The sequence below is a fragment of the Flagellimonas baculiformis genome, assembly GCF_033441575.1.
In the GTDB taxonomy this organism is placed as follows: Bacteria; Bacteroidota; Bacteroidia; order Flavobacteriales; family Flavobacteriaceae; genus Flagellimonas; species Flagellimonas baculiformis.
This window is the reverse complement of the sequence record NZ_JAUZVW010000004.1, coordinates 62,360-74,870: the sequence shown is the minus strand read 5'-3', so window position 1 is coordinate 74,870 and position 12,511 is coordinate 62,360. Positions and strand designations below refer to the sequence as shown.

Here is a 12,511-nt window from a genome sequence, read left to right as displayed (position 1 = left end):
TTTGGTATTCGTTCAAGTCTTTTAAGCATCACGCAACTGATTGTTAAGGGACTTCAACAACAATTACCAACCCACTAGAATCTCGAATTATGTTGTCTCACTCCAAGGCGGTTGCTGATGAAACTCGAAATACTATCGGAAAGCTTAACAACACAACTGAATGAAATAGCCTTTGAAAATAACTCAAGATTGGAGAGGGCATATCGTTCCATCGAGGTGTGCCGTAACCTTTTAAGCAAACTCAAAAAACAGGTTCTTAGAGAGGGCTTTGATACGATGGCAAAAGAAATAAGATTTTTCAAACATACGAAACAGGTACCGCTTATTGAACTTATTCATTTTTCTGAGATTCATTCTTTTGAACTCCAATTTCCCAAAGCTGACAAACATAGCCAGCTGAAAACCATCAGAAAGAAAGTCAACAAAATCAATCGGTTTTTTCTGTATAACCTTGATTTCGGACGTTATATTGATGCAGGCCACACTCATTTTGATAAGGAATATTTTACACGGGACTACCTGGATAGTTATCATATCACCACTTCAAAATTCTACTTCCAAGACCCTGAATTTTGCACTCCCCGGGATATGCTTTTAGGTAAGTATAAAGCTTATCAAAAACTGTTGAAATATTTAGATGAAAGACGTTTTCAACTAAAGAAATCACTAAATGGGAAAAGGCATCCCATTAAACGATTGCATTGGCCCTTCAGCAATACGGATTTTGTGGAACTCATCTATGCGCTTCACTCGAAGGGTCTCGGTGCTAAAAACAATCTTAGCATTGTTAAAATTTCAGATTATTTGAGCCAGATATTCGATGTTGAGCCGAAAGACATCTACAAAACCTATCAAGACATCAAATACAGGAAAAAAAGCCGAACGCTTTTCCTCGATGAGCTGTCCACTTCCCTTCTTTCTGAAATGGATAAAAGTGAGAAATAATCGCCTATAGCAGCCGTTTATCCGTCAAATCAAAATGTTAAAAAAACACCGTAGTACGGTTGACCTACGGTGTTTTGGTTTTCAGCCTATTGCTCATATAATATGAATCATTTTATAGATAGAATTTCGCAGTCGCACTCTCAAATACCGTCAAAACACCCCAAATTTCAAGATGTTAAATTTTCACCTTAGTACGGTCGTACTGGGGAAGAAAATCCGATAATCCATATCAAATTTGTAGAACGAAAGTCAAATCAGGTCAGGGGCTATCAAATTAGTTGAAAGCAATGCGATAGTCCCTTTCTTTTAAACCGTTCTATTATGCCGACAAGTATCATCACCACAGACGACCTTCGGGAATTCAAGATGGAATTGCTCGATGACATCAAAAGTCTTTTGGCCAGACAAGCATCTGGAAAAATCAAGAAATACCTTAAATCTTCCGAAGTAATGGATTTGCTTCAAGTGAGTCCGGGAACGCTTCAGAACCTTCGCATCAATGGCACCTTGCCATACACTAAGGTAGGCGGAATCATCTATTATGATGCCGAGGAAATTCAAAAGGTAATGGATGCCAACCGTGTGCACCACGGGTTAAATTCCTGATGCTATGAACTACATAAAGCTACTCAACGCGGCTTTTGAAACGTTCTATTTTGATGACCGCCTAAATCCTACCCATATCAGTCTGTATATGGCCCTGTTCCAAGAATGGAACAGTTGCCGTTTTATGGATGAGTTCTACGTAAACCGCAGGGAATTGATGCGTGTGGCAAAGATTGGTTCAAAATCTACCTACCATAGATGCATAACCGAGCTTCACACTTGGGAATACCTATCCTATTTCCCGTCCAACAATCCGTATAAGGGCAGTAAAATCAAGATGTCCATTTTAGGCACAAGTGATGAACCAGTTTCGGGACAGTACCATCCCATATTGGAACAGCTTGAGGAACAGTACTATCCCAGAGGTGTACCGCTTGAGGGACACCACCATCCCAAAAATGGACAGGTGGTGTACAAACACCGTCCCACCAATGGACAAGCATTGGTATCTAATACAAACAATATCAAACAAGAAAACTATATAAAACAGCCAAAGGACTGTCTGGCTGTCGTTGATTTTTTTGAAGAAAAGAATTTTGATAAAGCTGAAGCTGAAAAGTTCTACCAGCACTACGCTGACCGAGATTGGCAAACAGGCGATGGTGAACCGATTCGCGATTGGCGTTCGGTAGCCATAAACTGGATGGACAGAACCGAGTTATTTGAGTCAGAAAATAAGCCAAAGAAAAAACAACCGTCCCAAATCAAGGACAACCTACGAACCACTAAATCGAAAGACTATGGACAACCCCTCTAAAATCATCGAAGGTGGCGTGGAATATTCGCTCGGCAAATTTGACGGTAAAAGCGTACTGTACGATTTCCCTAAAATCCTGATTTACCTGAATGCAAAGGGCAAGCTGTTATTTGGCAAAAGATTCAGGATTTATGATGAAGACAAAGGTATTCTGCTAAAGCTCTGTTCATATTTTATCCGCGACAAAGAAAACTGCGAAAAATATGAAATTGATATCGACAAAGGTATCCTGCTTTCCGGGCCTGTTGGCTGTGGCAAAACCAGCTTGATGAAGCTGTTGCGCCATATCGTGCCTTTGCAACGCCCTTATGAAATGATTCCCTGCCGAAATGTTACTTTTAGTTTCAACCATTTGGGGTTTAAAACGGTTGAGGAATACGGCAACACTAAGTTCTATTGCTTTGACGATTTAGGCGTTGAACCTGCTGGTCGTTTTTATGGTAAGGATTTGAATGTAATGGGCGAAGTACTGCTCTCACGATACGAACTCTATTTAAGCACCAAAAGAAAAATAAAGACCCACGCCACCACCAACCTTAATGCCGAAGAACTCGAAGAGCGCTACGGCAACCGCGTCCGTAGTCGGATGCGAGAACTTTTTAATTTGATTGCTTTTGATACGAAGGCTGGGGATAAGCGTAAATAATCAACTTCTAAAGGATTTGTATAATAATATGACTTCTGAAACAAATTGAAGTACAATGTCCTTCAAACTCTTTGTTAACTCTAAAAATATATCTTTCATAATTCTATTGATTTTTGAATGGATAATAATATTGATAGTGCAATGCGTTCAATATTATTCTTATCCGAAATGTAGCTGCCTTCATCCTGATTGGACAAAAAGCCCAATTCCAAAAGTACCGAAGGCATAAACCCAATCGTTTCCCGAAGCACCTTAAAATTGGCAAACTTTATACCTCGACTTTCATAACCAATGGCTTCACAAAGGGCTCGTTCAATTTGATAGCCTATAAAAACCGATGCTTTTGAGAATTCCTTTTGTTTTCTTGAAGCATAAACCTCTATCCCTCTCGCATCCAGATTATCAGAATTATTGCAATGCAAGGACATAAATAAATCCGCCTTTAATACTTTAGCCAGCTTGGTTCTATCTGAAAGTGAAATGAGCGTATCACTATACCTCGTTAAATATATATCGAGTGGCTTTTCTAAGTCGTTATTTAACCTTAAAATCTCGTTTGCAATATCCAAAACAACATCCTTTTCTTGGATGCCATTTATACCAATTGCACCAGCATCTTTTCCACCGTGTCCAACATCAATAATTATTCGTTTTTGAGCACTCGTTTCTTGTCCAAAAATGAAGCACGTTTTTAGAAGCAAAATCAAAAAACTGACGTTTTTGAGCCACTTTTTTATTTTCAATTTTTGGGTTTTCAACAGTTGGGTTTCAAAATTCCATAAAATTTGATGCTAAATAATAACAACGAAAACCAAACCATATCAAATAATATTTTATTCACAAATATTTGATTTTCAATTATTTATGTTTAAATATATGTAAATTTCAAACAACGGAAAATGAACCAAAATTTTAAACCCATTCGTTATGAAAAAAACATATTATTTGGCGGGCTTTCTTTCGCTCTTATCCACATCGCTTTTTGCACAAATTGGTGGTATTGAAGATTCGGTAAACGATGTTTCCGATACAATCCGTACCATATTCCCCATCATTTTAGGTGTCATCTTCCTTATTGGTTTCCTGTTCAACGCGGGTCACTTTTTTGGTGAGAACGCAGACCTTAAGAAAGGGATCACCAGAGTGCTTGTCTTTGTATTGATTGCTGGCGCAGTGGTCGGCATCTTCACTTACCTAATCGGAATCGTAGTATAAATGAAACGCTACGAGGTCTACAAAAACATTAGGAAACGGGCGGTCATTTTTGGTCTGCCCATTTCCCTGTTTGCATTGATGATGGTGTCCATTCTTGCATCCTTACTCATCATAATTTTCTCTTTCAGCTTCGGGATAATTATAGGAATACTTGCATTCAACGCTACTCTGTACGTGGCATTGATAAGACTGACTCATAACCCGCAAATTTTTCAAATGGCGAAAGTCTTCCCGCGTATGATTAGCAATAAAAGAAACTCTGGCTTCGACTATGAACAAGATTAACCTTTCAGCATACCGACCTATCACAGATATTCAAGACAATATCATATTTGCCAATAACGGTAACGTGGTGTTGTGCTATCAAGGTAATCTGCCAGAAATTTATTCGCTATCCCAAAAGGATTTTGAAGATATCCACGGTGCTTGGTTCCAGGCATTAAAATCATTACCCGTTGGCACCGTAGTTCACAAACAGGACATTTACCTAAAGAAAACGTATTCATCTGAACAACTTCCGAATACTACATTTTTAGAGAAAGCAACGCACGAGCATTTCAAGGGGCGCCAGTATATGGAACATCGTTGCTTTTTGTTCTTTACGCTTACCAAGAACAAAGCCCTGAATAACTCAAAATATGTAAATCCCTTCCGTAAGGTTTCTAAAGGAATTGTCCAGCAGTTGGATGACAATGTGCAGCGTTTTATCGGCTCGGTAGGTGATTCCATTTCATTTATCAATAACAGCCGTAAGATGCATTTTGTTTCGCTTAAAGCGAAAGGGATAGAACGGTTGACCAATGGCTATTTCAATGGCTACAACGAAGGGTTTGATACGGATATCATATTAGATAAAAAAAGCGTCAACATTGGCGAAAACCATTTTGATGCCCTGGCCGTCAACAGCGAGCTGTGCTTTGGCGAAAGTGTACAGACGAGCAAGACCAATGAGAAATTCACTTCTGACGATTTTGTATTTCATCAAGGGTTTATTGATGGCCTTGGGCTGACGCTTAACGAGAATCATATCGTCAATCAAATCTTGTATTTAGATGACAAACAGAAATGGCGAAAACTACTCGATAAGAAAATCGAAGAACTCAATAAGAGTTCAAACTTCGGTTCACAAAACAAAGTCGTACTTGGAAAAATTCAGCACATTCTTGACCAAATCAATGCAGACGACAATGCGCGCATTATCCGTGGCCATTTAAACATCGTGTATTGGGACAAGAACCCGGAAAACCTGAGCCGAATAGGTTCTAAAATAAAGACCGAGTTTAAGGAACTGGACATCATCCCTTACTATCCCAGAGGTGAAGAACGAAAGAATTACATACTGAATAGTTACTGTTGTTTTTCCTCTAATTTTTCAAACAACGATTTATACGTTACCGATTTGAAGCACGCGCTATGCCTGCTCATCAACAATACAAATTACAAATCTGACGCTACCGGAATCATCTTTAATGATAGGGAACACAACGTTCCCGTATTGAAAGATGTATGGGATGAACGCAAGAAACGCATCAAGGCAAGGAACTTTGCCATTTTCGCCCCGACCGGGGAAGGCAAGTCTTTTCTGGCTAATAATATTCTTCGTCAGTATTTTGAAAGTGGTGTTCGTCTGGTCATTATCGACCTCGGTGGATCCTACACAAAATTTGCCAAGCTCTATCCCGAAAAATACACCGTGCTTCGCTATGAGAGTGGAAAGAACCTCGGTATCAATCCATTTTATATCAGCGATACCAATGACCTTACGCCCGAACGATTGGAAGACCTATCGGTGTTCTTGTTCGAACTGTTCGCTTCGGATTTAAAAGTGACCAAGGCACAATCGGTATCGGTGAAAAAAATATTGCGCCATTACTACGATAGCACAACTGAAAACCATTCTTTGGATGGTTTCTACAACTTTATAGAAGGGCATCAAAAAGACCTTTTGAATACCCTAAAAATCCATCCCGACTACTTCAATGTTACGAGCTTTTTGCACGTAATGTCAGAGTATGTCGGCGATGGTCTATACAGCTTCCTTTTTGAAGTGAGCGAAGACCAGACCTATAAAATCGAAGACAAGCGTTTGATTGTCTTTGAACTCGATGAAGTAAAGGACAACAAGGAAATTTTGTCCGTAATGCTCAAGCTCATCAAGACCGCTATCCAAAGGACCATTTGGCGAAATCGAGCCGAAAAAGGAATAATCCTGTTTGATGAGTTTGCCAAACAATTGAAGTTTGATAATGTATTGGAAAGTGTGGAATTCTACTATCAAGCCATTCGTAAACAAAATGGTGCGATTGGTATTATTCTACAATCCATCAATCAACTACCCAACAATTCCACATCGGCAAGTATTCTTGAGAACACGCAGGTCATCTACAGCCTGAACAATGAAAAAGGTTACGATGAACTGGTCAAAAGGCTCAACCTTTCGAGCCACGACCTAAACCAACTAAAATCCATCAAGAACAATCTTTCTGGACCACGGAAGTACACCGAAATGTTTATCAAAATCGGGAAGGAAAGTAACATCTTCCGCTTGGAAGTTCCAAAAGAAGTCTATGCGGCTTATCTGACCGATGGATTGGAAAACGAGAAAATAATGAAGCTCTACGACGAGCATCAGGATATGGAAAAAGCAATCATTCAATTCACATCTAAAACATAATGTTATGAAGACAAAACTTTTAATTATAGCAACGGCATTCATCTTTTTACTGCCTGCACGCGCTGCGTGCCAGGGAATGCCTGTATATGACAACACCAACTTCATTAGCTTGGTAAAACAGCTCTTGGAATCGGGTAAACAGACGGCAGAAATGATTAAATCCGTAAAGTTCTTGAAGGATGCCAAAGAAGCTATTGAGAAAGTATCGAGCGTTGTCCAACAGTTAAGAGCAGTTGAGGAAATCGCAGAGAATAATCAACGCCTCATCAATGTAATGCAGAATGACCTTCAGGATATTCTCAATTCGCCCTATATCAAACCCGAGGAAATTGACAGGGTTATGGGCTCTTTCGAAACCATTGTACAAAATTCATTGGACACGGTGGATTTTATAGACGAAGTCCTATCAAGTGATTATCTAAAAATGAGCGATGCCGAACGTGCAGAAATACTGAAAGCAAAAGAACTGGAATCAAAGCAAATGGTTGCAAACATCACTACAAAAACGAAACGCTATCGAGACATTATTTCTTTCAGAAAAATGCAGGATAAAGTCAATAATCGAGAAACAGGATATTAAAAATGACCGCGACCATCATTTTAGGGATTGGGTTGGAATACATCGATACGGTGTTCCAGACCATACAGGCCAGCGACTTTTCGCAATATACCATTGCCGGAATGAAAACGCTCGCTGTCCTATTTTTCTTGATCAATATTCTTAAAAAATACAACGAAGGCGTTGCTGATAAAGACGGCTATACTTGGGGTTTGAGTCCGGGCGAATTGTCCAAGAATTTTGCCATTGTGCTTTTGGTCATATTCTCAACGCAGGTATTAGGGTTTTTTGATGGGATTTTAGTGGCCATCGAAGGACAGTATCGAGGAACCGCACCTGCATTACTACCGTTACAGATGCAGGATATACCATTAGAGGAAGATGTAAGTCTTTTTGATGCGGCAAGTTCGGCAATGACACTTTTGTACGAGGCGTTGGTGACGCCATTGTTTGGATTCAAAATTTTGGCCTTTATATTAAGTACCATACTCTGGATATTGGATTTGTTTATCTATCCGCTATTCTTAGCAGAGCGTTTTTTCCTATTGGGAATAATGCAAGCCTTTTTTCCTTTGGTCATTAGCCTTGCCGTATTTGAAAAGTTTCGCTCGCTCGCATATACCTTCTTTAAATTGTACGCTGCCGTTTATATGCTCGTGCCAGCATTTTTTCTGGTCAATGTATTTGTCAATGCCATTTATACCGAAATCAACACCAATTTCTGGGTAAACCTGTTTGGAACCGATACAGGCCAGGGCTTCTTTGCACCTGTGGTCCAGTTAGGCTCAGTAGGGTTTATCGTGTTCCTGAAATTCAAATTGTACAGACGTGCTACCTCTTTCACCCTAAGATTATTTACCAACTGATTATGAAAACACCGTACAAGAATATTTACAAAGTCCTAATGTTGAACCGCTTTATCGTGATGGCCGTGGTGGTATGCTCGATGCTGTCCAGTAGCTTTTCCATTTGGATGGCGTTCAAAACAAAAAAAGATGCGCTGAACAGCGCTTTTGCCATCAATACAGACGGTAGCATTATTCCGCTGAAGCTGGTTACCCAAAAAGAGAATTTTAGAGTGGAAGCCTTGGCGCATTTAGAACTGTTCCACACCTATTTCTACAATATCGATGCAAGTAATTATGAACGCAATCTGGAAAAAGCGCTTTGGTTAGCTAATAGCTCAGTGGATAATCTCTACCGTCAGAAAAAGGCTGATGGTGTTTATAACAGATTGTTACAGTATTCATTGGTACAAAAAGTATTGAGTATCGATACAAAAATTTCAGAAAGTGATGGCACTTACAATTTTACAACGACGACTATTTTTGAAATCAATAGAGGTTCTATCATCGACACTTACGAACTGGTTTCCACCGGGAATCTTATTACGGTGGACAGAAACTTTCCCAACAATCCGCACGGCTTGCTGATTACCAATTATTTCGAGAATACCCTTAAAAAATTAAACGATGAAAGTTGAGCCAATAATCGGCATTTAAAAACCACGATTATGAAAGTAGAAAAGAACAAAATAGTATTCGCAGCGGTATTGGCCGTGATTTTCCTATTCCTTATTTCCTATTCCGTAATGGTAATGGGTGATGACGATAGCGAGAACGAAAGCCTACAACAGACCTTGGTTCCTGATTTGGAAGAAAACCAGAAAGAATATGAGTCCAAGCTCGATGCCATCAATGACCTAAAGGAAGTGCGTGAAACCAACGCGCCCAGCATCTATGATGAAAAGCTGATTGATTCCTTGGGTTTTTACGACCCGGATTTGCCGGAACGTGAAAAAGAACGCATTGTTGACAGTATCTATGATGCTGGCAAGATTAAGTATTCCCAAAAGCGGTATCAAAATTTAGGACAAAAGCGAGTTGTACAACAAACAGCACCAAAGGTGGATTCTGCTGAAGTTAAAAGAGAACAAAAAATTGAAGCCAAGGAATTGGGGCTGGAACATCAACTGTTCTTTGCCGCTTCGCCAAAACCCAATGAGCTTTCAATCATCGGCAATACAGACGAAACGATTTACGTAGTCGTGGATGGTGACCAAATTGTTCAAGCAAATACACGGTTACGGATGCGCCTGACGAAATCCGCTACTATCAATGGTAAACTGATGCCGAAGAACACACCGGTTTTCGGCTTTATCAGTTTTCAGCCTAATCGTGCATTAATTGAAATTGAGAATATCAAACACCATCCCACCAAGCTAAAAGCCTTCGATTTGCAAGACGGCAGCGAGGGCATCTATGTCGAGAACAACTTTAGGGAAGAAGCTACAAGAGAGGTGCTTGACGATGTCATTAGTGATATAAATATTCCCAGCGTACCACAAGTAGGCGGACTTACACAGGTATTCAGGCGTTCAAATCGAAGGGTAAAAGTAACCGTCCTGAACAATTACAGATTAATCCTAAAACCAAAGCTATAAAGCCCATAATGGGCATTTTAAAACATATTCTTATGAAAAAACATATCATTTTAACAGCATTCATTATTGGTTCCGCTTTCGCGAAAGCGAACGCACAAACCACTCACTTACTTGATACCATTTATGCGAACGACACTAAAAATGTGGCACTATTCTTCCCAGAACCTATTCGGCAGGGCATAACCGGTTCAGATAATTTTGTCTTTACCTACAATCGTGAGAAAGAACAGTATTTCGGCCTGTTGCAAGCCAAGCCTGGAAAGGAAAGTAATTTGCTGGTAGTCAACCGAAATGGCTCGATTTTTTCGTATATTGTAAGATATAAAAAACAGCTTTCTAAGCTCAATTATTTTATTCCGATATCGAGTAGTATCGGGAATGAAAAACCGATTCTTACCGATTCAATTCTTGCTGAATCTTCTGAAGAGCGTGTAGATAACAGAACATACCATTACCAAAAATTCTGCGCATACCTTCTCAATAGGAAACAGCGCATTGGACGAATCAAAAAGCGAAATGAAGGCATTGTTTTAAGTGTTGAGAATATTGTTTTCGATAAAGAAGAACTGTACTTCGTCATCCAGATTGAGAATAATTCCACATTGGATTACGATTTGAATTTCTTGAACCTTTCGATTGAAACGCGACAAAAAGGAAAAAGAAAATCGTTACAACGTCTGTATCAAGAACCGATTTATAAACATAATTTGCCGTCTAAGATTAAGAAAAATGAAATGGCTCGATTTGTTTATGTGTTGCCCAAATTTTCACTATCGGATGACCGTAGGGCAATTTTGGAATTGAATGAAAAGGATGGCGAACGAAATATTGAAATGAAACTATCACACAGATATATCAATAACCCAAATTAAAGTCATTATGAAAAATATTGTTGTTTTATTACTCGTACTGCTGTTCCTTTCGTGTGCTGATTCCACAACTAAAGTTTCGGGACCAAGTGCTACAGCCCAAGTTGTTATCGAAAGCTTTTATGAAAAGGATGAAGAAACCTTAAAAGCTAACTCAACACCACAGGCCTATTCAAACTATATGAATACCATAAATATGTTCAACGCTACACCAAAAGATGATTCCAATTTTACTGTTTTGCAGGACACCATTATGGGCGACGTGGCTTGGGTAAAATATACCACAGCTTACGATAAAACACCTGGTATTTTTAATCTGGTCAAACAGGATGGCAAATGGTTGGCAGATGTTAGAGGTTCAAAAGATAAATCGCCTTTTTGAAAAGCGTATTTATTTATTTTTATCGAGATTGATTTCCCAATAGCCCTGTGTGCCACCTTGACGTACCAAAACACCTTTGTTCTTGATAGCTGTTATATGTTTCCCAACAGCAGATTCATTGATACCTAAAACGTCTGCTATTTCATTGTAAGTTATAGAAGAATTTGCAGCTATAAGTTTAACTACTTCTTTTTGTCTTTTGGTAAGTGTAGTTGCGGCATCAATTGCAGCATCTGTTACACCACCTCTTACACCACCTGTTACACCACCTATTTGACCACCTTTTGCACCACCATCTTCAATAGTAGTTTCTTTGGCCATAAATGTCATTCTAAGAAAGTTGTCCGAAAAGCTAAAGCTCTCTTTGCCATAGTGTTCCAAAATACGAGGAATGCCCGAACCCAATTGCTCTACCAGTTCTAAGTCCTTGAAAATTCGCATCAATTCTTTATTGCGCGGTACAGAGAAGCCCTCAAAAAACTCTTGCTTGCTCAAACCTTCTGGAAGTCCACCAGCTGATGTAATTTCAATCCTGTCGGCAAATATTTCAAACTTAGGTGTTATTTCGTTGGTATAATCGTTATGCACAAAGGCGTTGATGATGGCTTCCCGTAAGGCGATGGGATTCCAAAGATTGGTCTGTTGCCGTTCTTTGGCAGTTATTTTTGTGTTGGTTCTATTTTCGACCGCAATCTTATCGATAACCTGCTTGGTCGCTTTTACCAAACTTTCGTGACCATATTCGTTGCTTTCAATAAGGTCTGTTCGGGTCTTGCCTGAATACTTGGCCACTTTAATAGAGGTATTGTTCTTATCGGCCAAAAGATAGCCCGCGTAATTGAATGCGCCGTCTTCGGTAAGCAGTTCCAGATTCTTTGCAAAGGCTTTGCCCAGATTATAGCCAGCTTCTTCGTAGTAGATTTTCAACTGGCCAAAGCTTAGATCTTGCCGACCAGCTTTAATCTTACTGATGGAATTTCGGGTACGTTTTGCAAAGAGCTCATCTATCACTTTCTGTGGCATCGGCTCTGCAGAAGAACCAATACGTATAAAACATCCCTTTTCGCTCATCCCATACTTTTTGAGATGATAGGGTTTTTCAGGACCACTTGCCACAATAATTTTAAGGATGTCCTTGCTATCCCGTTCCTCACTCACAATGTCAAACAGCCCCAATGCGGAAGGTCGGATGTTGTTTTTAAGCCTGTCCTTAATCTTTAACTGGTCGCCATCCGGATCTGCCAGACCATAAACATTTTCATTTTTGTCAATACCGATATAGAGAATGCCACCCTCGCGATAGTTCAAAAAAGCAATGACTTCTTTTTCAAGCCCATCGGTCAGTTCTCGTTTGTATTCTATACGGTTGGTTTCTGGCATTCATTAAGGTAAATTAGAGGATAAAGATAGTGATA

14 protein-coding genes are annotated in these 12,511 nt (G+C 39.6%); 12 read left to right on the top strand and 2 right to left on the bottom strand.

Annotation, left to right across the window (positions count from 1 at the left end):
* The first annotated feature begins 117 nt into the window (after positions 1-117).
* From SD450_RS07065 to SD450_RS07050, 4 genes are all read left to right on the top strand, one after another.
* Complete coding sequence (locus SD450_RS07065) at positions 118-945, top strand: RteC domain-containing protein (RefSeq protein WP_207034553.1); 828 nt, start codon at positions 118-120, stop codon at positions 943-945.
* 321 nt (positions 946-1,266) lie between these two features.
* On the top strand, positions 1,267-1,551 hold the full coding sequence (locus tag SD450_RS07060) for a helix-turn-helix domain-containing protein (protein WP_207034551.1): 285 nt from the start codon (positions 1,267-1,269) through the stop codon (positions 1,549-1,551).
* Between the two features lie 4 nt (positions 1,552-1,555).
* Positions 1,556-2,308 carry a hypothetical protein gene (locus SD450_RS07055; protein ID WP_207034549.1) on the top strand — a complete coding sequence of 251 codons (753 nt, stop codon included), beginning with the start codon at positions 1,556-1,558 and terminating at the stop codon, positions 2,306-2,308.
* A complete protein-coding gene (locus SD450_RS07050; protein ID WP_207034547.1) occupies positions 2,292-2,954 on the top strand; it encodes an ATPase in 663 nt (220 codons plus the stop codon). The genes SD450_RS07055 and SD450_RS07050 overlap by 17 nt, the downstream gene beginning before the upstream one ends.
* 95 nt (positions 2,955-3,049) lie before the next feature.
* Here SD450_RS07050 and SD450_RS07045 read toward each other — a convergent pair whose 3' ends face one another.
* Positions 3,050-3,691, bottom strand: coding sequence for an N-acetylmuramoyl-L-alanine amidase family protein (locus SD450_RS07045; protein ID WP_207034837.1), 642 nt, complete (start codon positions 3,689-3,691; stop codon positions 3,050-3,052).
* A gap of 190 nt (positions 3,692-3,881) precedes the next feature.
* Between SD450_RS07045 and SD450_RS07040 the strand changes: the two genes are divergently transcribed.
* From SD450_RS07040 to SD450_RS07000, 8 genes are all read left to right on the top strand, one after another.
* Positions 3,882-4,169: a hypothetical protein gene (locus SD450_RS07040; protein WP_207034545.1), complete on the top strand. Its 288-nt coding sequence runs from the start codon at positions 3,882-3,884 to the stop codon at positions 4,167-4,169.
* Positions 4,170-4,440: 271 nt separating this feature from the next.
* On the top strand, positions 4,441-6,843 hold the full coding sequence (locus tag SD450_RS07030) for a TraG family conjugative transposon ATPase (protein WP_207034543.1): 2,403 nt from the start codon (positions 4,441-4,443) through the stop codon (positions 6,841-6,843).
* A 4-nt stretch (positions 6,844-6,847) separates the two neighbouring features.
* Positions 6,848-7,423 carry a conjugal transfer protein gene (locus SD450_RS07025; protein WP_207034541.1) on the top strand — a complete coding sequence of 192 codons (576 nt, stop codon included), beginning with the start codon at positions 6,848-6,850 and terminating at the stop codon, positions 7,421-7,423.
* Positions 7,424-7,425: 2 nt separating this feature from the next.
* Positions 7,426-8,268, top strand: coding sequence for a hypothetical protein (locus SD450_RS07020; RefSeq protein ID WP_207034539.1), 843 nt, complete (start codon positions 7,426-7,428; stop codon positions 8,266-8,268).
* 2 nt (positions 8,269-8,270) lie between these two features.
* Positions 8,271-8,885, top strand: a complete 615-nt coding sequence (locus SD450_RS07015; protein WP_207034537.1) for a conjugal transfer protein TraK — start codon at positions 8,271-8,273, stop codon at positions 8,883-8,885.
* Positions 8,886-8,915: 30 nt separating this feature from the next.
* Complete coding sequence (gene traM / locus SD450_RS07010) at positions 8,916-9,845, top strand: conjugative transposon protein TraM (RefSeq protein WP_207034535.1); 930 nt, start codon at positions 8,916-8,918, stop codon at positions 9,843-9,845.
* Between the two features lie 32 nt (positions 9,846-9,877).
* Positions 9,878-10,717, top strand: coding sequence for a DUF4138 domain-containing protein (locus tag SD450_RS07005; protein WP_207034533.1), 840 nt, complete (start codon positions 9,878-9,880; stop codon positions 10,715-10,717).
* A gap of 7 nt (positions 10,718-10,724) precedes the next feature.
* A complete protein-coding gene (locus SD450_RS07000) occupies positions 10,725-11,096 on the top strand; it encodes a hypothetical protein (protein WP_318343901.1) in 372 nt (123 codons plus the stop codon).
* Positions 11,097-11,105: 9 nt separating this feature from the next.
* Here SD450_RS07000 and SD450_RS06995 read toward each other — a convergent pair whose 3' ends face one another.
* Positions 11,106-12,476, bottom strand: coding sequence for an RNA-binding domain-containing protein (locus SD450_RS06995; RefSeq protein ID WP_207034529.1), 1,371 nt, complete (start codon positions 12,474-12,476; stop codon positions 11,106-11,108).
* Positions 12,477-12,511 lie beyond the last annotated feature (35 nt).

Coding starts and splice junctions, on each gene's coding strand:
- SD450_RS07065 (WP_207034553.1), top strand. CDS start 118: ATGAAACTCGAAATACTATCGGAAAGCTTAACAACACAACTGAATGAA.
- SD450_RS07060 (WP_207034551.1), top strand. CDS start 1,267: ATGCCGACAAGTATCATCACCACAGACGACCTTCGGGAATTCAAGATG.
- SD450_RS07055 (WP_207034549.1), top strand. CDS start 1,556: ATGAACTACATAAAGCTACTCAACGCGGCTTTTGAAACGTTCTATTTT.
- SD450_RS07050 (WP_207034547.1), top strand. CDS start 2,292: ATGGACAACCCCTCTAAAATCATCGAAGGTGGCGTGGAATATTCGCTC.
- SD450_RS07040 (WP_207034545.1), top strand. CDS start 3,882: ATGAAAAAAACATATTATTTGGCGGGCTTTCTTTCGCTCTTATCCACA.
- SD450_RS07030 (WP_207034543.1), top strand. CDS start 4,441: ATGAACAAGATTAACCTTTCAGCATACCGACCTATCACAGATATTCAA.
- SD450_RS07025 (WP_207034541.1), top strand. CDS start 6,848: ATGAAGACAAAACTTTTAATTATAGCAACGGCATTCATCTTTTTACTG.
- SD450_RS07020 (WP_207034539.1), top strand. CDS start 7,426: ATGACCGCGACCATCATTTTAGGGATTGGGTTGGAATACATCGATACG.
- SD450_RS07015 (WP_207034537.1), top strand. CDS start 8,271: ATGAAAACACCGTACAAGAATATTTACAAAGTCCTAATGTTGAACCGC.
- traM (WP_207034535.1), top strand. CDS start 8,916: ATGAAAGTAGAAAAGAACAAAATAGTATTCGCAGCGGTATTGGCCGTG.
- SD450_RS07005 (WP_207034533.1), top strand. CDS start 9,878: ATGAAAAAACATATCATTTTAACAGCATTCATTATTGGTTCCGCTTTC.
- SD450_RS07000 (WP_318343901.1), top strand. CDS start 10,725: ATGAAAAATATTGTTGTTTTATTACTCGTACTGCTGTTCCTTTCGTGT.
- SD450_RS06995 (WP_207034529.1), bottom strand. CDS start 12,476: ATGCCAGAAACCAACCGTATAGAATACAAACGAGAACTGACCGATGGG.